Origin of the sequence: Mesorhizobium maamorense, assembly GCF_044998965.1 — a bacterium.
In the GTDB taxonomy this organism is placed as follows: Bacteria; Pseudomonadota; Alphaproteobacteria; order Rhizobiales; family Rhizobiaceae; genus Mesorhizobium.
Window position 1 is genome coordinate 1708568 of record NZ_CP173356.1, and the last position, 22440, is coordinate 1731007.

Consider the following 22440-nt stretch of genomic DNA (forward strand, 5'->3'; position numbering starts at 1 on the left):
GCCGCTCTGCTTGCCGCAATCCGGCCAGCAAATTTCGCGCCGCAAACGTGGCGAGGCGAAAACAACTGTGTTAATGGCGCGGCGAACCCAATCCTGTCACACAAAAATGTGCAGGGGTTTGGGACAACGGCATGCGCAAGACAAAACCGACCTCCGGACCTAAGGAATTCAGGCCATGGCAACAGCAGCGGCAGCGTCGAACAAATTCGAATCCTTCTTCGAAACCACGCTGGAAGATGCCGATCCGGAAATTTTCGGCGCGATCCGCAACGAACTCGGACGCCAGCGCCACGAGATCGAACTGATCGCGTCTGAGAACATCGTCTCGCGCGCCGTGCTCGAAGCGCAGGGTTCGATCATGACCAACAAATACGCCGAGGGCTATCCGGGCAAGCGCTACTATGGCGGCTGCCAGTTCGTGGACGTCGCCGAGGAGCTGGCGATCGAGCGCGCGAAAAAACTGTTCGGCTGCAACTTCGCGAACGTGCAGCCCAATTCCGGCAGCCAGATGAACCAGGCGGTATTCCTAGCCCTCCTGCAGCCGGGAGACATCTTCATGGGCCTCGACCTCAATTCCGGCGGGCATTTGACGCACGGCTCGCCAGTCAACATGAGCGGCAAATGGTTCAAGGTCGTGTCCTACGGCGTGCGGAAGGACGACCACCTGCTCGACATGGACGCCATCGAGAAGACGGCGCATGAGACGAAGCCGAAGCTGATCCTGGCCGGCGGCACCGCCTATTCGCGCATCTGGGACTGGAAGCGCTTTCGCGAGATCGCCGATGCGGTCGGCGCCTACCTCATGGTTGATATGGCCCACATCGCCGGCCTCGTGGCAGGCGGCGTGCATCCCTCGCCGCTGCCGCATGCCCATGTCGTGACGACCACCACGCACAAGTCGCTGCGCGGCCCGCGCGGCGGCATGATCCTGTGCAACGACGAGGAGATCGCCAAGAAGATGAACTCGGCGGTGTTCCCCGGCCTGCAGGGCGGACCACTGATGCATGTCATCGCCGCCAAGGCGGTTGCCTTCGGCGAGGCGCTGAAGCCGAGCTTCAAGCTCTATGCCGAGAGCGTCGCCGCCAACGCCAAGGCGCTGGCGTCCAGCCTACAGGAGACTGGCCTCGACATCGTGTCGGGCGGCACCGACAACCACCTGATGCTGGTCGACCTGCGCCCCAAGAATGCCACCGGCAAGCGCGCCGAAGCAGCGCTTGGGCGCGCCAACATCACTTGCAACAAGAACGGCATCCCCTTCGACCCGGAAAAGCCCTTCGTCACCTCCGGCGTGCGGCTCGGCACGCCCGCCGGCACAACGCGCGGCTTCGGCCAGGCCGAGTTCCGCGAAATAGGCAAGCTGATCGCCGAGGTGCTGGATGGCCTCAAGGCCGCCAATTCCGATGAGGGCAATGCCTCGGTCGAGGCCGCGGTCAAGGCCAAGGTCGTGGCGCTGACCGATCGATTCCGCTCTACCCTTATCTCGGTTGACCTCGCGCCACGCGTCATCTCTTATCCGCCAGCGGCGCGCCGACCCCCGATCGGTCGACGCGCCGAACTGGAGACCAGACGATGCGTAATTTCCGCCCCGCCACTCTTGGCGCCCATGGCTTGCTGGGCGTTTTCCTGACATTGCCCGGCGCTGCCCTTGCGCAGACCCAACCCGCCCCAGAAATGCCCGCCACCGCTACGTTCGGCAGATGGACAACCATCGTTGATACGCTCGACACCGGGCAGGATGCGCGCAAGACCTGCGCCGCTTCGACTGCCTTTTTCGATGCCAGCGGCAATTCGGGCACGCTGACGCTGTCGATCTCGAACGGCGACGCCATGCCGCCGGACGCCTACCCGGCCATCATGCTTATTGTCGACAACCGGAACCTGCCCACTGGCAAGAAGATCGCCGCGACTTTTGGTGATCCTGGCGTCAAGGTTTCCGCCACCGTCTATTCGAACGATGCCGTGAACGGCCGTCCCAGCTGGACGGTCGACAACCAGCCCAAGACCACTCTCGCGCTCTTGCGAGCCATGCGCAAAGTCACCTCGCTCGATGTCGCTTTCGGCAAAGAGGCTTTCGCCAGCATTCCGATGGACGGCTTCACTAAAGCCTACCGCAACCTCGGCACATCATGCGGCTTTCCGACCAAGGACGTTGCACCCTAGCCAAGCGCGCGAAGGCGGGTGCTGGCAATCTGCCTCGCGGCTCGCTATCTCTGACGCGAAAGGGTCTGCGTGCCTTGCCATCGTGGCAAAAGGCTCTAAGCCTTTTCGCCTCACCAGATTCGTGAACCCAAGGCTCTCAATGCGCTGTCCCTATTGCCAGTCCGAAGATACGCAGGTGAAGGATCTCGCGCCCCGCCGAGGATGGCGCGGCGATCCGCAGGCGTCGCGTCTGCCCCGATTGCGGCGGCCGTTTCACCACCTTCGAGCGCGTGCAGTTGCGCGACCTCGTCGTGGTCAAGAAGTCGGGGCGAAAAGTGCCTTTCGACCGCGACAAGCTCTTGCGCTCCGTCGAGATCGCGGTGCGCAAGCGCAATGTCGATCCCGAGCGCATCGATCGTGCCGTGACCGGCATCGTGCGCCAGCTGGAAAGCTCCGGCGAGACCGAAGTGGCCTCGGGCGAGGTTGGGCGGCTGGTCATGGAAGCGCTGAAGTCGCTCGACGACGTCGCCTACGTCCGCTTCGCCTCGGTCTACCGCAATTTCCGCGAGGCCAAGGATTTCCATGAGCTGCTGGGGGAATTGAAAGGCGACGAGGACAAGAGCGAAGAGGACGCTGGCTGAGCATGGCGGAACGCAGCGAGGCCGGACAGGCAGCCCTTGACCGCCGTTTCATGGCAGCCGCACTCAGACTGTCGCGCAGGAATGCGGGCCGGACCTCAACCAATCCTTCCGTTGGCACACTCATCGTGCGCGACGATGGCTTGGGCCCGATGATTGTCGGCACCGGCGTCACCGCTGTCGGCGGCCGCCCGCATGCCGAGACCGAGGCGCTCGCCGAAGCGGGCGAACTGGCGCGCGGCGCCACCGCCTACGTCACGCTGGAGCCTTGCGCGCATCACGGACGCACGCCGCCTTGCGCTAATGCACTGGTCACTGCCGGCATCGCGCGCGTCGTTGGCGCCGCCAGCGACCCCGATCCGCGCGTGTCAGGCCAAGGCTACGCGATCCTGCGCACCGCGGGCGTCGAGGTTGTGGAGAATGTCCTGGCGGCGGAGGCCGCCGAGCAGATGGCCGGCTATCTCATTCGATCGCTTAGGAAACGGCCGGAAGTGACTCTCAAGCTAGCGCTTTCCAGCGACGGCAAGATCGGCATGGAAGGGGCTGGGCAGGTGTCGATCACAGGCGACATTGCGCGCCGTGAAGTCTATTTAATGCGCGCCGAAGCCGATGCCATCCTGATCGGCATTGGCACGGCGCTGGAGGACGACCCGGCGCTGACGGTGCGCTTGCCGGGATTGGAGAACCGGTCGCCGGCGCGCATTGTGCTCGACAGGCAGATCAGGCTGCCTGAGACTTCGAAACTGGTGTCCGGTGTCGACCGGGTGCCGCTCTACGTCGCGGCTTGCCTGGAAGCCGATCCTCTGCGGCGGGCAACGCTCGAACGCGCCGGCGTGCGTTTCATCGGCACCGAGACGCATGCAGGCGGCGTGGCGCTGCCGGAACTGCTCGAGGATCTTGCCGCGCTCGGCATGGCCAGCGTGCTGGTCGAAGGCGGAGCCAGGGTGGCCAGCGCCTTCCTGTCGGAAGGCCTGGTCGACCGCATCGTGCTGTTCCGGGGGCCGGAGGCGATCGGCAAGGGGGCATTGCATCGCCCATCGATGCCAACCATGTCCCAGCGGGATTTCGCAAACTGCGCGAGATGCGGTTCGGCGAGGACAGCTACGCCGAGTGGATAAGAGACTTTTAGGATCAACACCGATGTTTACCGGCATTGTTACAGACATAGGTACCGTCGCGGCCGTCAAGCCGCTGCGGGAAGGCGTGGGATTGCGTATCGACACCGCCTATGATCCCGAAACCATCGCCATCGGCGCCTCGATATCATGCGGCGGCGTTTGCCTTACCGTGACGGCCTTGCCCGACAGCGGCTCGAACGCGCGCTGGTTCGAAGTCGAGGCCTGGGAGGAGGCGCTCCGGCTGACGACGGCGATGGGCTGGAAGTCAGGCACGCGCATCAATCTTGAGCGGGCGCTGAAGATCGGCGACGAGCTTGGCGGCCATATCGTGTCGGGCCATGTCGACGGCACCGCCGAGATCGTCGAGCGCAAGGACGAGGGCGATGCGGTGCGCTTCACGCTGGAAGCGTCGCGCGAGCTGGCGAAGTTCATCGCGCCGAAAGGCTCCGTCGCGCTCGACGGCACCTCGCTCACCGTCAACAAGGTGGAAGGCACCCGCTTCGACGTGCTTCTGATCCACCATTCGCTGACCGTCACCACCTGGGGTGAGCGCCAGGTCGGCGACCGCGTCAATCTCGAGATCGATACCATGGCCCGCTATGCGGCGCGCCTGGCGGAAGCGGCGAAAGAGGGGCTTTGAGCATCGCCGAGCTGTTCATGAGGAACTAGCGGTGATGGAAAACAGGAATTCCAAAGTGCAAGCGCGGCTGGGGTGGCCGATGTAGATGCTGGCGGAGTAGTGGCCCACGCCATTGTTGCCTGGGCTCAAAGCCTCGCTACAGACTGTCCGATCTCGGTACCCCGTCCCAATGAGGCAATCTTGTGCTTGCGATCAATCCGGCTTCGGCCTAAGTCACCGGCGATCCCGGAGACATTTATGGCTGGCACATCCCAACACGGCAAAGCGTTCATTCGCCCGAAGAAGAAGGCCCACCTTCTCGTTATCGAGGCACGCTTCCACGACGATCTTGCCGACGCGCTGCTCGAAGGCGCGACGAGCGCGCTTGACGAAGCGGGTGCGACCTACGACGTCGTCACCGTTCCAGGTTCGCTCGAAATTCCCGCCGTCATTACCTTCGCGCTGGACGGCGCGGCGGAAGGCGGCATGAACTATGACGGCTTCGTCGCGCTTGGCACCGTCGTCCGCGGGGACACCTACCACTTCGATATCGTCGCCAATGAATCCAGCCGCGCACTGATGGACCTGTCCGTGCAGGACTCGGTCTGTATCGGCAACGGCATCCTGACCACGGAAAACGACGCGCAGGCCTGGACGCGAGCCAAGCGTTCGGAGGGCGACAAGGGTGGCTTTGCCGCGCGCGCGGCGCTGACCATGATCGCGCTCAAGGAACGACTGGGAGCGCGATCGTGAGCGACCCCGCTTCGCCCGGACAGCCCACGGTGCGCCACGCCAACAAGCGCGGCGCGGCGCGGCTTGCCGCCGTGCAGGCCCTCTATCAGATGGATGTCGCCGGCAGCGGCGTCTTCGAGATCACTGCCGAATACGAAGCGTTTCGCCTTGGCAAGGAAGTCGATGGCGCGCTTTACCGCGAGGCGGATGCCCAATGGTTCCGCGCCATCCTCACCGGTGTCGTCGAGGACCAGAAAACCATCGATCCGGTTATCCGCCAGGCGCTGACCGATGACTGGCCGCTGTCGCGCCTCGATTCGACACTGCGCGCAATCCTGCGCGCCGGTGTCTACGAACTGATGAAGCGCGAAGACGTGCCGGTGGCGGTGATCGTTTCCGAATACGTCGATATCGCCAAGGCTTTCTACGAGGAAGACGAGCCGAAGCTGGTCAACGCCGTGCTCGATCGCGTCTCCCGTCGGGTGCGTGGCGAGGGACGCGGCAAGGACGCTTCATGACGGCGGTCGCCATCGAGGCGGCCAGGGAGGCGCGGCGCACCGCGTTGATCCTCGCCGCCTCGCAAGCGATCATCGGTTCGGCAGCGCCCATCGCCATCTCCATGGGCGCGCTTGCCGGTCAATATCTGCTCGGCCCGGACAAGTCGCTGGCGACGGCGCCGATCACCGGCTTCAATCTCGGCGTGGCACTCGGTGCGCTGCCGGCGGCGGCCATCATCCGCGCCATGGGCCAGCGCAGCGGCTTCATGACCGGTACGATCGTCACCGCGCTTGGCGGTCTGGTCGCGACGCTGGCACTCTTCCATGGCAGTTTTTGGCTGTTTGCCTTCGGCCTGACAGTGATCGGTGTCGGTGGCGCCTTCGTCCAGCAGTTCCGCTTTGCCGCCGCCGACAATGCGCCGCCGCAGTTCAAGGCGCGCGCCATCTCCTTCGTGCTGGCGGGCGGCATCATCACCGCCATTCTGGGACCGCAGATCGTCATCTTCACCCGCGAGTTGTTCGCACCGGTGATGTTTGCCGGTTCGTTCGCATCCATCCTGGTGCTAGCCGCCGTCGGCGCGGCGATCCTGTCATTGCTGCGCCTGCCGGCGAGGGCCGCCGCCGGCGGAACGGAAATTGCCGGCAGCGATGCCCGGCCCTTGGCCGAGATCGTCACGCAGCCGCGTTTCGTCGCGGCACTCTTCTGCGCGGTCGGCAGCTATGCCCTGATGAGCTTCGTCATGACCGGCGCGCCGCTCGCCATGGTCGGCTGCGGCCTGTCGGAGGACGATGCGACGCTCGGCATTTCGTGGCATGTCATGGCAATGTTCGGGCCGAGCTTCTTCACCGGATCGCTGATCCATCGCTTCGGTGCTGAACGCATTGTCGCGGTCGGCCTCCTGCTGCTGATCGGCTGTGCGGTCGTCGCGCTGTCCGGCTTGGCGCTATGGCAATTCTGGACGGCGCTGATCCTGCTCGGCCTCGGCTGGAATTTCGGCTTCATCGGCGCCACGGCCATGGTCGCGGCAAGCTACCGGCCTTCCGAAAAGGGCAAGGTGCAGGGGTTCCACGACTTCGTCCTGTTCGGCTCCGTGGCCTGCGCCTCGCTGATGTCGGGCATGGTCTACAATGCCTGGGGCTGGACCATGCTGAACTGGATGATCTTTCCCGTCACCGTGCTATGCTTCGTCGCGCTCGGCGCGCTGAGGATTGCGAGCTTGCGTCTGGCTTGACGCCCAATTTGAATTTATGCGTCCGGCGGCAGAACCTGAAGCACTCGCGCTATGAACATGTGAAACTCAGCCATGTAGTTGCGCAGGAAGTCCTCAGTGGATTCGACCGTCACCTCGCCGTCGTCGGTGATCAGCCCCGGCGTGAACTGTATGTAGGCTTCAGGCGCGTTCATCTGGGGCGAATTGCAGAAACTCAGAACGCTTCGAAGGCTTTGTTGGGCGACGGCGGTCGCGATGGCGCCCGGCGATGTTCCGATGACGGCCGACGGTTTGCGCGCGAACGAATTCTTGCCGTAGGGCCGACTGGCCCAGTCGATTGCGTTCTTCAATCCACCAGGGATCGAGCGGTTGTACTCCGGGGTGACGAACAATACGGCCTGCACGGAGGCGATCGCCTTTTTGAAATCCCGGGCTGCCGATGGGAAGTCGGCGTCATAGTCGTAGCTGTACAGTGGCAGATCCTTGAAGGCGATTTCGGTCATGTCGAGTTCGGGAGGGGCAAGTTGAACGAGCGCCTTCGCGAGCTTGCGGTTGATGGATTCCCGGGCAAGACTGCCGATGAGGTAACCGACTTTGTGTATGGCCATGACACGCTCTCCGTGTTTGCCACCCGCACCCTCACCGCATTATCCGCCAGATGGCAGCAGATCGCCAGCGTCGCGTCGCAATTGGCCTTCCGAACAAAAATATTGCGTCTGTACCACTTGTTATGAAACCGTGTGCCCCGACGAGACGTTGGAGCCGTGCTCATATGCGGCACCGAATTCCGGTTCACAGCAAGGGATTTTACAATGTTTTCAATCAAGCTTCTGGCTGGCGCGGCGCTCGCGCTCGGTATTGCGATAGCATCGGCGAATGCTCAGGTGGTCGTCTCCTCGAAGATCGACACCGAGGGCGGCGTGCTCGGCAACATCATCCAGCTCGTCCTCAACGCCAACAACATCAAGACCACTGACCGCATCCAGCTCGGCGGCACGCCGGTGGTGCGCAAGGCGATCACCGCCGGCGAGATCGACATCTATCCCGAATACACCGGCAATGCCGCCTTCTTCTTCGAGAAGGCCGACGACCCGGTCTGGAAGGACGCCGCCAAGGCCTATGAGACGGCCAAGAAGCTCGATTACGACGCCAACAAGATCGTCTGGCTGTCGCCGTCGCCGGCCAACAACACCTGGGCGATCGCACTGCGCAAGGAGGTGGCCGAAACCAATAAGCTCGCCACCCTGTCCGACTTCGGCAAATATGTCGCCGGCGGCGGCAAGGTGGTGCTCGCGGCCTCGGCCGAGTTCGTCAATTCAGCCGCGGCCCTGCCGGCGCTCCAGACCACCTACGGCTTCACGTTGAAGCCTGACCAGTTGATCACGCTCTCCGGCGGCGACACGGCCGCGACCATCGCGGCGGCAGCCAACCAGACCAATGGCGCCAACGCCGCCATGGTCTACGGCACTGACGGCGGCATCGCGCCCTCCGGGCTGGTCGTGCTCGACGACGACAAGGGCGTGCAGCCGGTCTACCAGCCGGCGCCGATCATCCGCGAGGCGGTGCTGAAGGAGCATCCCGAGATCGAGACGTTGTTGAAGCCGGTCTTCGCCAAGCTCGACCTCATCACGCTGCAAGGAACTCAACGGCCGCGTCCAGGTCGGCGGTGAGCCGGTCAAGGGTGTGGCGGAAGACTTTTGAAAAAGAACGGGTTCTTGAAGTAGACAGCGCTTGGCTGACCGTGATGCTGGCCTTGCGCAGAGTTCACAATTCTGCAACTGCATTGCGTTCTGGTGACGCCGCTCTGCGCAGATGCGCCCCATGACCCTCCGCTTCGACAAGCTCGGCGTGGTCATCGCCGCGATCGCTGCCTATGCGGTTTTCGCCGCTCCTTTCGCCACGTTCCGCGCCAATCGCATCGTGCCCGGCCAGGCGCGCTCGATCGTTGAGGCACTTCCGGCACTGGCCGGCCCGCTGCTTTTGGCCATCGTTGTCGTGGCCGCGCTTGTAGCGCTGTTCAAGACGCCGCTCGTGCTGCGCCTGGCCGCCAGCGTCGTGACATTGGCGGCTCTCGCGCTGTTGATCGGCGTCACCGGGACATTCCTGACCCCGGCAGGCAATACCTTCGCACGCGTTTCGCCCGCCTCCGGGTTCTGGCTGCTGATCTTCGCCTTTACCCTCCTGCTGGCCGACGTGCTGACGAGAATGAACCTGTCTCCCTGGTCACGTGTCGGCGTGCTTGTCGTTGCCGCGCTCGCCATCGGGCTGCTGCTCATATCGGGATCCTGGGACAGCCTTTCGATCCTCAAGGAATATTTCAACCGTGCCGACAGTTTCTGGGCCGAGGGCGCCAAACATGTCACGCTGGCGCTTGGTTCGCTGGCGGCGGCGGTGATACTGGGCCTGCCGCTTGGCATCCTGTGCCATCGCGTCGAGCGCCTGCGCGCCGGCGTGCTCAACGTGCTCAACATCGTCCAGACCATTCCCTCGATCGCGCTGTTCGGCCTGCTGATCGCACCGCTCGGCTGGGTGGCGGCGCATGTGCCGGGAGCGGCCGCGCTCGGTATCCGCGGCATCGGAACGGCACCTGCGTTCGTGGCGCTGTTCCTCTATTCGCTGCTGCCGGTCGTCGCCAATACCGTGGTCGGCCTTGCCGGTGTGCCGCGTGCCGCCAATGACGCGGCGCGCGGCATGGGCATGACGGATCGCCAACGCCTGTTCGGCGTCGAGTTTCCGCTGGCCTTCCCAGTGATCCTCACCGGTATCCGCATCGTGCTTGTGCAGAACATCGGCCTCGTCACTATCGCCGCCCTGATCGGCGGCGGCGGCTTCGGCGTGTTCGTGTTCCAGGGCGTCGGCCAGACCGCGATGGACCTGGTGCTGCTTGGCGCCGTGCCGACGGTTGCGCTCGCCTTCGCTGCTGCCATCATTCTCGACGCGGTGATCGAAATGACCTCAACCAAGCGCAGGGCGGACCCCGCATGATCGAGATCGAAGGCATTACCAAGCGCTACGATGCGACCACGGTGGTCGATGAAGTCTCGATGATCATAGAGCCCCGCACCCTTTGCGTCATCGTCGGCACCTCGGGCTCCGGCAAGACGACGCTGCTTCGCATGATCAACCGGCTGGTCGAGCCGACTTCCGGCGTCATCAAGCTCGACGGCGCCGACAACCGCTCGGTGCCCGGCTACGAGCTGCGGCGCAGCATCGGCTACGCCATCCAGGGCCACGGCCTGTTCCCGCACCGAACGGTGGCGCAGAACATAGCCACCGTGCCGGTGCTGCTTGGCTGGGATAAGGATCGCATCAAGGCGCGCGTCGACGAACTGATGACGCTCTATCAGCTCGACCCGCAGGCCTACGGCCCGCGCTACCCGCACGAGCTCTCCGGCGGCCAGCAGCAGCGCGTCGGCGTCGCCCGCGCGCTCGCGGCCGAACCCAACGTGCTGTTGATGGACGAGCCGTTCGGCGCGCTTGACCCCATAATCCGCACCAAGGCGCAGGAAGACCTTCTTGCGATCCAGAGGCGCTTCGGCACCACCATCATCCTCGTCACCCACGACATGGAAGAGGCCGTGCATATGGGCGACAAGATCGCCGTCATGGATGCCGGCAAGCTGGTACAATATGCCAGGCCGGCGGAGATACTGGCGAGGCCGGCCAGCGGCTTCGTCGAGACCCTGGTCGGCGCCAGCGAAAAACCGTTCCGGCTGCTGTCGCTCGGCCGCGTGCGCGACGCAGTCGAAAAGGGCGCGGCCGAAGGTGAGGCGATTCCTGGCGACGCCAGCCAGCGCGACGCGCTGGCCGAACTTCTCTGGTCCGGCCGCCCGGCGCTGCCGGTCAAGGATGCCGACGGCAAGCCGCTCGGTCGCGTTACCGTCGACGGCTTGGTGAAGCGTGCGGCGAGGCCGGCATGAAAGCCTGGCTGCCGTTGCTGCTCAGGCTTGCGCTGGTGGTGCTGCTGGTCGCTTTCGTCACCAGTCCCGGCTGGTTCGAGCCGCTGCTCAAGCCGCTGACCGAGAACGGCGCGCCTGTGATCTACAATCAGGGTAGCCTGCTGACGCTGATGCTGCTGCACCTGCGCACCGTGCTGATCGCCACGCTCGCCGCCACCATCGTGGCGGTCGCGCTCGCCATCCTGGTCACCAGGCCTGCCGGCGCCGAATTCCTGCCGCTGTCACGCAGCCTGGTCAATATCGGCCAGACTTTCCCGCCGGTGGCGGTGCTGGCGCTTGCCGTGCCGGCGGTCGGGTTCGGCGAGAAGCCGACGCTGATCGCATTGTTCCTCTATGGTCTGCTGCCGATCTTCGAGAACGCGCTGACCGGCCTGACGACGTTGCCCGGCAATGTCATGGAAGCGGCGCGCGGTGCCGGCATGACCGGTTGGCAAAGGCTGCTGAAGGTCGAATTGCCGCTCAGCGCGCCGGTCATCCTCGGCGGCATAAGGCTGTCGGTGGTTATCAGCCTGGCCACCGCCACCATTGGCTCGACGGTTGCAGCGAAGACATTGGGCGAGGTGATCATTGCCGGGCTCTTGTCCAACAATCTCGCTTTCATCTTGCAGGGCGGCCTGATCGTCGCCGCCTTGGCCGTGCTGATCTATGATGGATTGTCGGCGGTCGAACGCTATGCGGCGCGGCGCATGGGGCGCCAGGCCGAGTAGGCTTCCGTCCCGGTGCTCCGATCTTTCAACGTCCACTTGAACGGGCAGGGTGGTCGAGCGTCAGTTCGAGTTCGATGCCTTGCTCTTTGCAGATCCAGCGGCGGCAGATGACGGCAAAGTCGTGTTGTGTGCCGGCTTTCACGAGCGAGACAAGATCACCCACGGCGCAATCGCTGCCGAGCTGGAGCGCCTCGATGGGTTCGGCGATGACTTGCTTGCCGGCATAATGTCTTGCGCTGGCCGTGAGCGTAATCAACACCCGCCTGCCAGTTGCGCGATCTTCGGGACTCGGCGATTGATTGGGCCGATGCCCCGATCCTTCAGCAGGAGTTCTTGCCATGACCTTGCGCTTCTCCAAGATCGTCATGTGTCTCTGTCTGGCGGCTTTCGCCTTTCTTGTCGCTTTCGGCAACGTCACCGATTACGGCTCAAACTTCGCCTTTGTCCAGCACGTGCTGAGCATGGACACGACCTTTCCCGGCAACGCGCTGATGTATCGCTCGATCACCAACCCCTCGCTATGGACGACGGGCTACTGGCTCATCATCGCCGGCGAGGCGCTGACCTGTCTGCTCTACCTGATCGCGGCCTGGAACCTGTGGCAAGCGCGCAATGCCAGCGGAGAGGTTTTCAACGATGCCAAGAAATTCGCCGTTATCGCCGCGACGATGGGATTCCTGATCTGGTATCTTGGATTTATGGTGGTGGGCGGCGAGTGGTTCGCCATGTGGCAATCGAGCATCTGGAACGGCCAGCAGAAGGCATTCATGTTCTACATGACCATGCTGGCGGTGCTGATCTTCGTCGTCCAGCCAGACGGTGATCTGCGCCAAACCTGAGTGCTGATCCGTGATTTCAATCGATATAAAGCAGCAGCGGCATGGCGACACCTGCCGCCGTCTGGCTCTTTTGGGCGAAAGCCGGGCAAAAACCGAACAATATCTTGACGTTCGCGGCCCTGTTTCGCATACACCGCTGCGAAGAGGGGGATTCCGCGCACGGGATTCCGTCTTTGTCTCAACGGCCCAGGGAGGGGTTCTTTTGGGCCAGCAATCGAGGAAAACCCGGCATGACCATAATTTCCGCCGTCATCGCCTGCGGCCTGCTTTCTGTCCTTTACGCCATCTGGGCGACACGTTCGGTCCTCGCGTCGGACCAGGGCAATGCACGCATGCAGGAAATCTCCGCCGCCATCCGTGAGGGCGCGCAAGCCTATCTGGCGCGCCAGTACACCACCATCGCCATCGTCGGCGTGGTCGTGCTGCTGCTCGCCTGGTGGCTGCTGTCCGTCACCGCCGCGATCGGCTTCCTGATCGGGGCCGTGCTTTCGGGCGCGGCCGGCTTCATCGGCATGCATGTTTCGGTGCGGGCCAATGTTCGCACGGCACAGGCCGCTTCCAACAGCCTTGCCGCCGGCCTCGACATCGCATTCAAGTCGGGCGCCATCACCGGCATGCTTGTTGCCGGCCTTGCCCTGCTTGGCGTGTCGATCTACTACCTGATCCTCACCCATTTCATGGGGCTTCAGCCCAATGACCGTATCGTCATCGACTCGCTGGTTTCGCTCGGCTTCGGCGCCTCGCTGATCTCAATCTTCGCCCGTCTCGGCGGCGGCATCTTCACCAAGGGTGCCGATGTCGGCGGCGATCTGGTCGGCAAGGTCGAAGCTGGTATTCCCGAGGATGATCCGCGCAACCCCGCCACCATTGCCGACAATGTCGGCGACAATGTCGGCGACTGCGCCGGTATGGCGGCCGACCTGTTCGAGACCTATGCGGTGACAGTCGTCGCCACCATGGTGCTGGGCGCCATCTTCTTTGGCGGCACCGCGGTTCTGAGTGCCGCGATGCTCTATCCGCTCGCTATCTGCGGCGCCTGCATCCTGACCTCGATCGTCGGTACTTTCTTCGTCAAGCTCGGCTCCAACGGTTCGATCATGGGCGCGCTCTACAAGGGGCTGATCGTCACCGGCCTGTTGTCCATCGTGGGCTTGGGCGTCGCCACCTCGGCCACGCTTGGCTGGGGCGAGGTCGGCACTGTCGCCGGCATGGTCATCACCGGCAAGAACCTGTTCATCTGCGGCCTGATCGGCCTCGTGGTGACCGGTCTCATCGTCGTGATCACCGAGTACTACACCGGCACCAACAAGCGTCCGGTCAACTCGATCGCCCAGGCGTCGGTGACCGGGCACGGCACCAACGTCATCCAGGGCCTTGCGGTCTCTCTGGAATCGACGGCACTGCCGGCCATCGTCATCGTCGGCGGCATCATCTCGACCTATCAGCTCGCCGGCCTTTACGGCACGGCGATCGCCGTCACCACCATGCTCGGCCTTGCCGGCATGATCGTCGCGCTCGATGCCTTTGGCCCGGTCACCGACAATGCCGGCGGCATCGCCGAAATGGCCGGCCTGCCCAAGGAAGTGCGCCACTCCACCGACGCGCTCGACGCGGTCGGCAACACCACTAAGGCGGTGACCAAGGGCTATGCCATCGGTTCGGCGGGCCTCGGCGCACTGGTGCTGTTCGCGGCCTATTCGAACGACCTGAAATTCTTTGCCGCCAATGGCGACAAATATCCCTACTTCCAGGGCATGGGCGAGGTCTCCTTCGATCTTTCCAACCCCTACGTCGTCGCCGGCCTGATCTTCGGCGGCTTGATCCCGTATCTGTTCGGTGGCATCGCCATGACGGCCGTCGGCCGCGCGGCGGGCGCCATTGTCGAGGAGGTGCGCAAGCAGTTCCGTGACGACCCGGGCATCATGGCCGGCACGTCCAAGCCGAACTATGCGCGCGCGGTAGATCTTCTGACCAAGGCGGCGATCCGGGAAATGATCATCCCGTCGCTGCTGCCGGTGTTGGCGCCGCTCGTCGTCTATTTCGGCGTGCTGCTGATCTCGGGCTCGAAAGCGTCGGCCTTTGCGGCTCTCGGCGCCTCTCTGCTCGGCGTCATCGTCAACGGCTTGTTCGTCGCCATCTCGATGACTTCGGGCGGCGGCGCCTGGGACAACGCCAAGAAGTCGTTCGAGGACGGATTCACCGACAAGGACGGCATCAAGCACCTGAAGGGTTCCGAGGCGCACAAGGCCTCGGTGACCGGCGATACGGTCGGCGATCCCTACAAGGACACGGCCGGCCCGGCGGTCAACCCGGCGATCAAGATCACCAATATCGTGGCGCTCCTGCTGCTGGCGGTGCTGGCGCACGGCTGAGCGGCAAAGCTCGACATTGAAAACCCGCGGGGAGCAATCCCCGCGGGTTTTTATTTGACGGCGGTTTTGGAACGCGGAAAACGAATTTCAACGGCTGCGTCCGCGTCCTGCCGTCGCTGTCTGCCCATCGCCCACGAGCCGGCCTCTCCCGCCCCATGATAACAAAAACCCGTGGGATCGCTCCCACGGGTTTTTGGTCGCCTGAGATGGTGCTGCCATCCCCAAGGGGAGGCGGGTCTGAGATCAGGGAGTGCCGCCGCCGGGAATGCCGGGCGCCAGCTTGCTGGCGCCGTTGATGATCTGGCTGAGGAAGTTCTGGTCCTTGCCGCCAGTCGGCGTGGTGCGCGAGATGAAGTCGAAGATCTTGCCGTCCTTCAGGCCGTAATTGGCGATCTGGGTGACCCGCCCATCGGCCCCGAAATAAACCGCCAGCACATGCTGATCGATCAGCCGGGGCTTGTCGAAGGCGACATAGCGCTTGCGAGTCTGCGAGATGTAGTAAAAGGCTTCATTGTCGAAGGTCGCCGTCGTCGAGGGCGTGCCGAGCGCGAGCAGCACCTGCTCGCGGCTTGAGCCGACCGGCACCGAATCGATCGCCTGCTGATCGATGACATACCCCTGCGTCAGCGTTTCGCTGGGGTTCAGATCACCGATCATCTTGGAACTGTTGCAGGCCGAAAGCGCCGCAATGATGGCCAGCAGCGAGATCGCGCCAGCGGGCCTGGAAGAGAAGGTCGACTTGAAATTCAGCGCGCGCAACAACAATTCTCCATTATATCGCCGCAACTTGCGCTGGGCCGCAAAACCGGTAAACCAGCTTGCTTGCCGATGCAACAAGGCCAATTCAACAAACGGTCCCCGGAGACCATCCCCATGTTCCAGCGCCTTTTTGGTCGCGAACGCCACGCCAACCGCGCCATCACCGACGCGCTTTACGCACAAATCGTGGCGGCCGCGCGGCAGACCGTATTTTATTCCCACTGGAATGTGCCGGACACGCCGCTTGGGCGTTTCGAAATGCTGTCGCTGCACATGTTCCTGGTCCAGCACCGGCTGCGTGGGGAAGACGGCGTGGCGCAGGAGATCGCGCAGGTGCTGATCGACGAGTTTTTTCTCGACGTCGACCATTCGCTGCGGGAACTCGGCATTGGCGATGTCGGAGTGCCCAAGCGCATGAAAAAGCTGGCGAAGATGTTTTATGGCCGCACCGCCGCTTATGGCGACGCATTGGAGCGCAATGATCATGATGGGCTCACCGCCGCCCTTGCACGCAATGTCCGGCCCGACGCTGCGGCCTGGGCGGAAGCGTCACGACTGTCCGACTATGTCGCCGATGCCCGCAACCGGCTGGCCACGCAGCCGTGCCGGGCGATCGTCTCCGGCACGGTGACCTTTCCGCTCGCCCAGGAGGCAGATCGATGAAGCACGCCGACCCGCAAAGTCCGGTATCGTTTTTTGCCAACGTCGCCCGCCTGCCGCAGAAGGGCTTGCCGGTGGTCATCGAGGCCGACGCCACCCAGCGCGCGACACTCGCCGAAGAGCACAGCTTGCTCTCGGTCGAAGCCTACCGTGCCGAATTCCTGGTGACGCCGTGGAAACGCAATGGCGTGAAGGTCAGCGGCCGGGTCGAGGCCGACATCACCCAGGCCTGTATCGTCACGCTCGATCCGGTCGGGGCGCATATCGACGAATCATTCGAGGCTCTGTTCCTGCCCGAGGATTCCAAGCTTGGACGACAGGGATTCGAAGGCGGCGGCGAGATCCTGCTCGACGCGGATGGACCTGACAGTCCCGAAACATTTTCAGGCGACACGATCGATGTCGGGGCACTCGCCGAGCAGTTCTTCGGACTGGCCATCGATCCTTATCCGCGCAAGCCGGGTGCGTCGCTGGATGCCGGCCGCGAGGCCGAACCGGTGGAGAATGAATTTCAGCAGAAACTGCGGTCGCTGTTGGGAAAATCCTGAAAACCTCGCCCGCGACGGAAAAGTCGGTTGTGCGAATGTCCAAAACCGCTATTTTCGCCGAACCTTCGCGATCACTAAAACGATCCGCCGCCTAAGCAAAACCGTGAGATGAATACCGCGTGATCAGGATTTCCATCGATGCCATGGGCGGCGATCACGGACCAGCCGTGGTCATTCCGGCGCTCATGACGGTCGCGACCCGCCGTCCCGACGTCCGCTTCGTCATCTACGGGCGGGAGGAGGCCGTACGACCCGAACTGGCCAAATTTCCCAAGCTGGCCGGTGTGAGCGAATTCTTCCACTGCGAGGTGGCCGTCAGGATGGACGACAAGCCGAGCCAGGCACTGCGCCATGGCCGCTGGAAGTCATCGATGTGGAAGGCTGTCGAGGCGGTCAAGTCGGGTACGGCGGACGCCTGCGTCTCGGCCGGCAACACCGGCGCGCTGATGGCGATGTCGAAATTCTGCCTGCGCACCATGGCCACCATCGACCGCCCGGCGATCGCGGCACTTTGGCCGACGCTGCGCGGCGAAAGCGTGGTCCTCGACGTCGGCGCCACCATTGGCGCGGATGCGCACCAGCTCATCGATTTTGCCATCCTTGGAACCGGCATGGCCCGATCGGTCTTCGGCGTCTCGCGGCCTAGTGTCGGCCTACTCAATGTCGGCGTCGAGGAGATCAAGGGCCAGGAAGAGGTCAAGGAGGCTGGGCGCATGCTGCGTGAAGCCAATATGGCCTCGATGAACTATCACGGTTTCGTCGAGGGCGACGATATCGGCAAGGGCGTGGTCGACGTCGTCGTCACCGAAGGCTTCGCCGGCAACATCGCCCTGAAGACGGCGGAAGGCACGGTGCGCCAGATTGGCGGCTACCTGCGGGCGGCGATGAGCCGTACGCTGATGGCCAGGATCGGCTATATCTTCGCCAAGGGCGCGTTCGATCGCCTGCGCGAAAAGATGGATGTCGGCCGCTCCAATGGCGGCGTTTTCCTGGGGCTGAACGGCATTGTGGTGAAAAGCCACGGCGGCGCCGATTCGGATGGTTTCGCCGCCGCCATCGAACTCGGCTACGATATGGTGCGCAACAATCTGCTCGACCGCATCGAGGCCGACCTGGACTTGTTCCATGCGCGCAATCCGCATGCCCAGACATCTAGGAAATCCGACGTCGTCAGCGACGCAAAGGAATAGGAAAGAACTTTGATCAGATCAGTCGTGCGCGGCATGGGCGCCGCGCTGCCCCGCCGCATCATGAAGAATGCCGACTTTGAAGGCATGGTCGAAACCTCGGACGAGTGGATCGCCCAGCGCACCGGCATCCGCCAGCGCCATATCGCGGCCGACGACGAGACCACCGCTTCGCTGGGTGAGGCGGCGGCGCGCGCAGCGCTCGCCGATGCCGGCCTGACACCCGGAGACATCGACCTGATCGTGCTGGCGACCTCGACACCCAACAATACTTTTCCGGCCACGGCCGTCGAAATCCAGAACCGGCTCGGCATGCATCACGGCTTTGCCTTCGACCTGCAGGCGGTATGCTCGGGCTTCGTCTATGCGGTAACCACGGCCGACCTCTATATTCGCGGCGGCTTGGCCAAGCGCGTGCTGGTGATCGGCTCGGAGACCTTCTCGCGCATCCTCGACTGGACCGATCGCTCGACCTGCGTACTGTTCGGCGATGGCGCCGGCGCCCTGGTTCTTGAAGCCGGCGAAGGGGGCGGCAGTATTGCCGACCGCGGTGTGCTAGCGATGAGCCTGCGCTCCGACGGCGCGCACAAGGACAAGCTCTTTGTCGACGGCGGGCCTTCGACGACAGGAACGGTCGGCTATCTCAGGATGGAAGGCCGCGAGGTCTTCAAGCATGCGGTGGGCATGATCACCGACGTCATCGAGGCGACGTTTTCGCAGGCCGGCATCACCGCCGACGACCTTGACTGGTTCGTGCCGCATCAGGCCAATAAACGGATCATTGACGCTTCCGCCAGGAAGCTCGGGATAGCTGAGGAAAAGGTGGTGGTGACGGTCAATCTGCACGGTAACACCTCGGCTGCTTCCGTGCCGCTGGCGCTTTCCGTGGCTGTTGCCGATGGCCGCATCAAAAAGGGCGACCTTGTGCTTCTGGAAGCGATGGGCGGCGGCTTCACCTGGGGCGCGGTTCTGCTTCGCTGGTAAGTGCCGAACGGTCCGGTTCGGTCCTTGACCTTGCCGGATCAATTACTTAGGCTCTGCCGCTGTTGTATCGATTTTATGTTTGAGCTGATGGGACGGTCGCATGGGGGGAAAGACACTTACGCGCGCCGACCTTGCCGAAGCCGTTTACCGCAAGGTAGGTTTGTCGCGCACTGAATCGGCCGAACTCGTCGAGGCGGTGCTGGACGAGATCTGCGAGGCGATCGTCCGTGGCGAGACGGTGAAACTGTCGTCTTTCGCGACGTTCCACGTCCGCTCCAAGAACGAGCGCATCGGGCGCAATCCCAAGACCGGCGAAGAGGTGCCGATCCTGCCGCGCCGGGTGATGACCTTCAAGTCGTCGAACGTGCTGAAGAACCGCATCTTGCGCTCCCACCAGAGCGGCAAGGCAAAGGGCGGCAAGTAGGCTCGCTGCAAATGCACGGTTGAAAACAGGCCTTGCGATGATGCCGGGCTTGAATATTGCCTCACAAACCGCTGAAATGAGACCCGATTCGGCAACATGGCCGGATTGGTGTTCCGCGTGATCGTTACGCGCAGCCGGAATGAGCTCCCCTCCTGTCGAGGGAATCTCGTTCGAACGCCGGTTCCCATGTCCCGGGATCATGCTCCAGTGTGAGGATTTCGCCCATGGACAAGAGCCCTGACGCCTTTCGCACCATCAGCGAGGTCGCCGAAGACCTCGATCTGCCGCAGCACGTGCTGCGCTTCTGGGAAACGCGTTTCAACCAGATCAAGCCGATGAAACGCGGCGGCGGCCGCCGCTACTACCGGCCGCAGGATGTCGAACTGATCAAGGGCATTCGCCATATGCTCTACGACCAGGGCTACACCATCAAGGGCGTGCAGAAGCTGTTGCGCGAAAACGGCAACCATTTCCTGGTTGCCATCGGCAATGGCGATATGGCCGCCGTCGAGGCGATCTCGCAACGAAAGCAGGCCGACCAGGTGCCGTTGACGGCGGCAGCGCAGCCGCGCGGCGGAGATGACGAACTGGTTGGCCAGCCGAGGGTCAAGCCCAGCCGCCGTTTCTTCGGTCTTGGCAAGAGCGACGAGGAAGGCCCGGTCCAGCCGGACGCTTCGAAACTGTCGCGGGACAATCGCGCGCTGTTGCAGGAAGCGTTGTTCGACCTCCTCGAATGCAAGCGCCTCCTCGACCAAGTGCGCTGACGGGCAACCGGCCGGCGCCTGAAGAACGGGAACCCGCCTTTGGGTGATGCGTTACGTTTTCTTGAGCAAGACAAGGCTTGAGCAGACAAGGAAACGCATCATGGCATTATTCTCGACCCTCTCGGACGTCGATCTCGACAGGCGGGTCGCTGCACTCTCCAGGGAATTGGCGGCCCTGAAGAAGGCTGCGTCCAGGCGGGGCGGCGCCTATTACGAAGACGGTCGCGACGCGGCGCTTGACACGTATTCCGACCTTGCGGAACGTCTGCACGATGCGTTGCCGGCGATCCGCGAGCGGGGCAGGGCGATCGAGAAATCCGCCCGCGAGCATCCGGCGACGGCCGCGGCGATCGGCTTTGTGGTGCTTGGTCTGGTCGCCAGTCTGCTGTTCAGCCGGCGCTGACCTTTATTTATTCCTCGGTTCCGCTGGATCGGTGCGCGGGCGATTCATGTTGCCCGAAAGTGCACCCGGTTTAGGACAGCGGCACCTGTGGGTGCCACGAAAAAGGGCCATAGCCCCAGCTTGTCGGTCTGCAGCACGAACAGGGGTTTTTTCGTCAGAGCAGGCGCTCGTTGTAGCGCTGCGAGATCGCGCTGATACGGCGCGTATCCGGGGAAACCAGGAGAAGACCGGCTTCGAACAAGAAGCCAAAGCCGGTCTTCTCATTGGCAGTCGGTTAAGCTCAGGCCTTCTTGCCCATAACCTTGTGGTGGTGATGATGGTAGTGGTGGCTGCGATGGTGCTTGCGATGATGACGATGATGCTTGTGCATCGGCGCGGCATCAGCGCTGGTCGCGCCGAGGATTGGCATGGTGAATGCAAGTGCAACTGCAAGCCCGAGGGCCGAGAGGAGGGACTTCTTCATGGATATCTTCCTTTTTTCGCAGGCAATCTGAATCAGGCCAACAGCCTGTTCGCCGCGAGCGGGATTACGCTCCCGATTTTTTTCGTCAGTATTTCCCGAATATAGAATTTTGTTTCTGGAATGTGTCTGGCGGCGCAGGCTGTGGGCTCCGCCGACAGGCTGAGCCCACAGCGCCGATGAGCGGGAGAAATTTCGATACGGGGCCGCAGACGCAACCGGCTTACATGGGCGGGACCACGCCATTGTTGCCGACCACGACGCGGTTGGCACTCAGCGTGCCGTCGGCGCCGCGCGTCGCGGTGACCACGACGGGCGCGCCGGGCTTGAGATCGCCCGGCGTGGCCGGCGCGAAGGTGACGACCGGCGTCTTGTCGGGGATTGAGATCTTCTTTGTCTGGCCGTTGTCATAGGTCAGCGTCACCGCGCGGCCATTCACGTCGGTCACGTCGGCGACGGTGCCGTTGGTCATGCGGCTGTTGGGCTTGAGGTCCCAGGCGCGGTCGCCTTCGCCCGTGCCTTTCAAGGCTGCGGGAAACACCACGACCTCGAGCGCGCCGCTGCCGCCATCGGCCTTCGACACGGATGCTATGCCGAGGAAATCGCCGAGCTTGATGTCCTTTACCGACGCGCCCGCGACGCCCGATATCTTCCATCCGGCAGCGAGCTTGATCTTATCCATGCCACCCTGGCGGTTTTTCACCGTCAGCTGGGATTGGTCGGAACTGGCCACGACGCCGCGCACCCGCACCGTGTCTGCCGCCGGCGCGCTGGTTGCAGCAAGGCCAAGGCTGGAAAGCGTGCCGAGCACGATCATGATTGTCCGCAATTTCATCGCATCGATCCTTTCAGGAAAATGACAGCCGCGCCGGCAACGTCTTGGGTTTCGCGCCGGCGCAATTGAACCAACGAACGGGGTCGTAAAAATCATCGAGGGACGAGGTGATCAGGTGTTCAAAAGAACTTGATCGAGAGCGGTTGCGAGCGGCGTCCGCCAAGCATGGTTCACGATGCTGTGACGGCCAGTTTGTGACTTGGCAAATCACCCGCAAGCGGGCATGTTCTCGCCGTCTCAGGCAACACCATTTTCATCAAACTCTTTCAGCCAACGGAGTTGCCAATGCCATACAGTGCAAAGCGCGAACCCCTCCCGGAACTGGTTGCCAGCGAAGCCGGGCAAGGCCATAGCGCCCTCAGAACGATTCGGGAAACCAAGGGATACAGTGTCGAGGAGCTTTCCCTGACAACCGGTCTGTCGGTCGACGAAATCGAGGATATCGAGAACGGCAGGACGGCCGATCCGTCGCAACTGCGCCGTATTGCGTCGGCGCTTCGGCTTCCTCAGGAGGCGCTGCTCGGCACGGCCGTGCAGGCGCGGGCCGCGCAAGACCGCCCCGTGCTGTAGCGCCAGTGCCATGCA

24 protein-coding genes and 4 pseudogenes are annotated in these 22440 nt (G+C 63.2%); 23 read left to right on the forward strand and 5 right to left on the reverse strand.

The genetic code is table 11. The features are described from left to right. Positions 1 to 175: 175 nt before the first annotated feature. The 8 genes and pseudogenes from glyA (at position 176) to ACIU1A_RS08670 (ending at position 6975) form a co-directional block, all read left to right on the forward strand. Positions 176 to 1488, forward strand: a pseudogene (glyA, locus tag ACIU1A_RS08635) (serine hydroxymethyltransferase). Positions 1489 to 1569: 81 nt separating this feature from the next. Next, on the forward strand, positions 1570 to 2160 hold the full coding sequence (locus ACIU1A_RS08640) for a hypothetical protein (protein ID WP_404927085.1): 591 nt from the start codon (positions 1570 to 1572) through the stop codon (positions 2158 to 2160). Positions 2161 to 2299: 139 nt separating this feature from the next. Continuing rightward, positions 2300 to 2780, forward strand: a pseudogene (gene nrdR / locus ACIU1A_RS08645) (transcriptional regulator NrdR). Between the two features lie 2 nt (positions 2781 to 2782). Further along, a pseudogene (ribD, locus tag ACIU1A_RS08650) lies at positions 2783 to 3906 on the forward strand (bifunctional diaminohydroxyphosphoribosylaminopyrimidine deaminase/5-amino-6-(5-phosphoribosylamino)uracil reductase RibD). Between the two features lie 11 nt (positions 3907 to 3917). After that, positions 3918 to 4535 carry a riboflavin synthase gene (locus ACIU1A_RS08655; RefSeq protein WP_140494039.1) on the forward strand — a complete coding sequence of 206 codons (618 nt, stop codon included), beginning with the start codon at positions 3918 to 3920 and terminating at the stop codon, positions 4533 to 4535. Positions 4536 to 4772: 237 nt separating this feature from the next. Beyond that, positions 4773 to 5267 carry a 6,7-dimethyl-8-ribityllumazine synthase gene (gene ribH / locus ACIU1A_RS08660; protein ID WP_140494037.1) on the forward strand — a complete coding sequence of 165 codons (495 nt, stop codon included), beginning with the start codon at positions 4773 to 4775 and terminating at the stop codon, positions 5265 to 5267. Next, positions 5264 to 5764 (forward strand): transcription antitermination factor NusB, encoded by a 501-nt coding sequence (gene nusB / locus ACIU1A_RS08665; RefSeq protein WP_140494035.1) that lies wholly within the window; start codon positions 5264 to 5266, stop codon positions 5762 to 5764. The genes ribH and nusB overlap by 4 nt, the downstream gene beginning before the upstream one ends. Continuing rightward, complete coding sequence (locus ACIU1A_RS08670) at positions 5761 to 6975, forward strand: MFS transporter (protein ID WP_404927086.1); 1215 nt, start codon at positions 5761 to 5763, stop codon at positions 6973 to 6975. Before nusB ends, ACIU1A_RS08670 begins: the two co-directional genes overlap by 4 nt. Before the next feature lie 14 nt (positions 6976 to 6989). On the opposite strand, the gene ACIU1A_RS08675 is transcribed toward ACIU1A_RS08670, so the two are convergent. Then, positions 6990 to 7562: an NADPH-dependent FMN reductase gene (locus ACIU1A_RS08675; RefSeq protein ID WP_404927087.1), complete on the reverse strand. Its 573-nt coding sequence runs from the start codon at positions 7560 to 7562 to the stop codon at positions 6990 to 6992. Between ACIU1A_RS08675 and ACIU1A_RS08680 the strand changes: the two genes are divergently transcribed. From ACIU1A_RS08680 to ACIU1A_RS08700, 5 genes and pseudogenes are all read left to right on the forward strand, one after another. After that, on the forward strand, positions 7479 to 7688 hold the full coding sequence (locus tag ACIU1A_RS08680) for a hypothetical protein (RefSeq protein ID WP_181165181.1): 210 nt from the start codon (positions 7479 to 7481) through the stop codon (positions 7686 to 7688). The two genes, ACIU1A_RS08675 and ACIU1A_RS08680, sit on opposite strands and share 84 nt — an antisense overlap. Before the next feature lie 78 nt (positions 7689 to 7766). Further along, a pseudogene (locus ACIU1A_RS08685) lies at positions 7767 to 8678 on the forward strand (ABC transporter substrate-binding protein). A gap of 97 nt (positions 8679 to 8775) precedes the next feature. After that, positions 8776 to 9939, forward strand: coding sequence for an ABC transporter permease (locus ACIU1A_RS08690; protein WP_404927088.1), 1164 nt, complete (start codon positions 8776 to 8778; stop codon positions 9937 to 9939). Beyond that, complete coding sequence (locus ACIU1A_RS08695; protein WP_140515705.1) at positions 9936 to 10874, forward strand: ABC transporter ATP-binding protein; 939 nt, start codon at positions 9936 to 9938, stop codon at positions 10872 to 10874. The genes ACIU1A_RS08690 and ACIU1A_RS08695 overlap by 4 nt, the downstream gene beginning before the upstream one ends. Beyond that, positions 10871 to 11620 (forward strand): ABC transporter permease, encoded by a 750-nt coding sequence (locus ACIU1A_RS08700; RefSeq protein WP_140494023.1) that lies wholly within the window; start codon positions 10871 to 10873, stop codon positions 11618 to 11620. The genes ACIU1A_RS08695 and ACIU1A_RS08700 overlap by 4 nt, the downstream gene beginning before the upstream one ends. A 25-nt stretch (positions 11621 to 11645) precedes the next feature. Here the strand turns inward: ACIU1A_RS08700 and ACIU1A_RS08705 are convergent, their stop codons facing one another. After that, positions 11646 to 11987: a hypothetical protein gene (locus ACIU1A_RS08705; RefSeq protein WP_224519177.1), complete on the reverse strand. Its 342-nt coding sequence runs from the start codon at positions 11985 to 11987 to the stop codon at positions 11646 to 11648. Here ACIU1A_RS08705 and ACIU1A_RS08710 point away from each other — a divergent pair. Beyond that, positions 11959 to 12459 (forward strand): DUF2165 family protein, encoded by a 501-nt coding sequence (locus tag ACIU1A_RS08710; RefSeq protein WP_140880502.1) that lies wholly within the window; start codon positions 11959 to 11961, stop codon positions 12457 to 12459. The two genes, ACIU1A_RS08705 and ACIU1A_RS08710, sit on opposite strands and share 29 nt — an antisense overlap. Before the next feature lie 230 nt (positions 12460 to 12689). Then, the gene (locus ACIU1A_RS08715; RefSeq protein ID WP_140685744.1) at positions 12690 to 14831 is read left to right on the forward strand and encodes a sodium-translocating pyrophosphatase; all 2142 of its coding nucleotides are present in this window, start codon (positions 12690 to 12692) and stop codon (positions 14829 to 14831) included. A gap of 243 nt (positions 14832 to 15074) precedes the next feature. Here ACIU1A_RS08715 and ACIU1A_RS08720 read toward each other — a convergent pair whose 3' ends face one another. Further along, positions 15075 to 15590, reverse strand: a complete 516-nt coding sequence (locus ACIU1A_RS08720; protein WP_140494015.1) for an outer membrane protein assembly factor BamE — start codon at positions 15588 to 15590, stop codon at positions 15075 to 15077. A gap of 114 nt (positions 15591 to 15704) precedes the next feature. Here ACIU1A_RS08720 and ACIU1A_RS08725 point away from each other — a divergent pair, with 114 nt between their 5' ends. The 7 genes from ACIU1A_RS08725 to ACIU1A_RS08755 all read left to right on the forward strand — a co-directional run bounded on the left by ACIU1A_RS08725 (position 15705) and on the right by ACIU1A_RS08755 (position 20560). Continuing rightward, on the forward strand, positions 15705 to 16253 hold the full coding sequence (locus ACIU1A_RS08725) for a ubiquinol-cytochrome C chaperone family protein (RefSeq protein ID WP_404927089.1): 549 nt from the start codon (positions 15705 to 15707) through the stop codon (positions 16251 to 16253). Then, positions 16250 to 16798, forward strand: a complete 549-nt coding sequence (locus ACIU1A_RS08730) for a DUF177 domain-containing protein (RefSeq protein WP_140515709.1) — start codon at positions 16250 to 16252, stop codon at positions 16796 to 16798. The genes ACIU1A_RS08725 and ACIU1A_RS08730 overlap by 4 nt, the downstream gene beginning before the upstream one ends. A 119-nt stretch (positions 16799 to 16917) precedes the next feature. Next, positions 16918 to 17988, forward strand: a complete 1071-nt coding sequence (gene plsX, locus ACIU1A_RS08735) for a phosphate acyltransferase PlsX (protein ID WP_140494009.1) — start codon at positions 16918 to 16920, stop codon at positions 17986 to 17988. Positions 17989 to 17997: 9 nt separating this feature from the next. Further along, a complete protein-coding gene (locus ACIU1A_RS08740) occupies positions 17998 to 18969 on the forward strand; it encodes a beta-ketoacyl-ACP synthase III (RefSeq protein WP_140494008.1) in 972 nt (323 codons plus the stop codon). Positions 18970 to 19069: 100 nt separating this feature from the next. Beyond that, positions 19070 to 19393 carry an integration host factor subunit alpha gene (locus ACIU1A_RS08745; RefSeq protein ID WP_140494007.1) on the forward strand — a complete coding sequence of 108 codons (324 nt, stop codon included), beginning with the start codon at positions 19070 to 19072 and terminating at the stop codon, positions 19391 to 19393. A 224-nt stretch (positions 19394 to 19617) separates the two neighbouring features. Next, on the forward strand, positions 19618 to 20157 hold the full coding sequence (locus ACIU1A_RS08750; RefSeq protein ID WP_140494005.1) for a MerR family transcriptional regulator: 540 nt from the start codon (positions 19618 to 19620) through the stop codon (positions 20155 to 20157). 100 nt (positions 20158 to 20257) lie between these two features. Further along, positions 20258 to 20560 (forward strand): hypothetical protein, encoded by a 303-nt coding sequence (locus tag ACIU1A_RS08755; RefSeq protein ID WP_140515713.1) that lies wholly within the window; start codon positions 20258 to 20260, stop codon positions 20558 to 20560. Positions 20561 to 20840: 280 nt separating this feature from the next. Here ACIU1A_RS08755 and ACIU1A_RS08760 read toward each other — a convergent pair whose 3' ends face one another. Together ACIU1A_RS08760 and ACIU1A_RS08765 are read right to left on the reverse strand one after the other, a co-directional pair. Then, positions 20841 to 21023, reverse strand: a complete 183-nt coding sequence (locus tag ACIU1A_RS08760) for a hypothetical protein (RefSeq protein WP_140521795.1) — start codon at positions 21021 to 21023, stop codon at positions 20841 to 20843. Positions 21024 to 21243: 220 nt separating this feature from the next. Then, positions 21244 to 21855, reverse strand: coding sequence for a hypothetical protein (locus tag ACIU1A_RS08765; RefSeq protein ID WP_140583720.1), 612 nt, complete (start codon positions 21853 to 21855; stop codon positions 21244 to 21246). A gap of 285 nt (positions 21856 to 22140) precedes the next feature. Here ACIU1A_RS08765 and ACIU1A_RS08770 point away from each other — a divergent pair, with 285 nt between their 5' ends. Beyond that, the gene (locus ACIU1A_RS08770; RefSeq protein ID WP_140624655.1) at positions 22141 to 22425 is read left to right on the forward strand and encodes a helix-turn-helix domain-containing protein; all 285 of its coding nucleotides are present in this window, start codon (positions 22141 to 22143) and stop codon (positions 22423 to 22425) included. Positions 22426 to 22440 lie beyond the last annotated feature (15 nt).

Bases quoted from the DNA above. Each gene is read 5' to 3' on its own strand.
- ACIU1A_RS08640 (WP_404927085.1), top strand. From the start codon at position 1,570: ATGCGTAATTTCCGCCCCGCCACTCTTGGCGCCCATGGCTTGCTGGGC.
- ACIU1A_RS08675 (WP_404927087.1), bottom strand. From the start codon at position 7,562: ATGGCCATACACAAAGTCGGTTACCTCATCGGCAGTCTTGCCCGGGAA.
- ACIU1A_RS08710 (WP_140880502.1), top strand. From the start codon at position 11,959: ATGACCTTGCGCTTCTCCAAGATCGTCATGTGTCTCTGTCTGGCGGCT.
- ACIU1A_RS08705 (WP_224519177.1), bottom strand. From the start codon at position 11,987: ATGACGATCTTGGAGAAGCGCAAGGTCATGGCAAGAACTCCTGCTGAA.
- ACIU1A_RS08695 (WP_140515705.1), top strand. From the start codon at position 9,936: ATGATCGAGATCGAAGGCATTACCAAGCGCTACGATGCGACCACGGTG.
- ACIU1A_RS08655 (WP_140494039.1), top strand. From the start codon at position 3,918: ATGTTTACCGGCATTGTTACAGACATAGGTACCGTCGCGGCCGTCAAG.
- ACIU1A_RS08690 (WP_404927088.1), top strand. From the start codon at position 8,776: ATGACCCTCCGCTTCGACAAGCTCGGCGTGGTCATCGCCGCGATCGCT.
- ACIU1A_RS08730 (WP_140515709.1), top strand. From the start codon at position 16,250: ATGAAGCACGCCGACCCGCAAAGTCCGGTATCGTTTTTTGCCAACGTC.
- ACIU1A_RS08725 (WP_404927089.1), top strand. From the start codon at position 15,705: ATGTTCCAGCGCCTTTTTGGTCGCGAACGCCACGCCAACCGCGCCATC.
- ribH (WP_140494037.1), top strand. From the start codon at position 4,773: ATGGCTGGCACATCCCAACACGGCAAAGCGTTCATTCGCCCGAAGAAG.
- ACIU1A_RS08745 (WP_140494007.1), top strand. From the start codon at position 19,070: ATGGGGGGAAAGACACTTACGCGCGCCGACCTTGCCGAAGCCGTTTAC.
- ACIU1A_RS08700 (WP_140494023.1), top strand. From the start codon at position 10,871: ATGAAAGCCTGGCTGCCGTTGCTGCTCAGGCTTGCGCTGGTGGTGCTG.
- ACIU1A_RS08760 (WP_140521795.1), bottom strand. From the start codon at position 21,023: ATGAAGAAGTCCCTCCTCTCGGCCCTCGGGCTTGCAGTTGCACTTGCA.
- ACIU1A_RS08715 (WP_140685744.1), top strand. From the start codon at position 12,690: ATGACCATAATTTCCGCCGTCATCGCCTGCGGCCTGCTTTCTGTCCTT.
- ACIU1A_RS08670 (WP_404927086.1), top strand. From the start codon at position 5,761: ATGACGGCGGTCGCCATCGAGGCGGCCAGGGAGGCGCGGCGCACCGCG.
- ACIU1A_RS08770 (WP_140624655.1), top strand. From the start codon at position 22,141: ATGCCATACAGTGCAAAGCGCGAACCCCTCCCGGAACTGGTTGCCAGC.
- ACIU1A_RS08765 (WP_140583720.1), bottom strand. From the start codon at position 21,855: ATGAAATTGCGGACAATCATGATCGTGCTCGGCACGCTTTCCAGCCTT.
- ACIU1A_RS08755 (WP_140515713.1), top strand. From the start codon at position 20,258: ATGGCATTATTCTCGACCCTCTCGGACGTCGATCTCGACAGGCGGGTC.
- ACIU1A_RS08750 (WP_140494005.1), top strand. From the start codon at position 19,618: ATGGACAAGAGCCCTGACGCCTTTCGCACCATCAGCGAGGTCGCCGAA.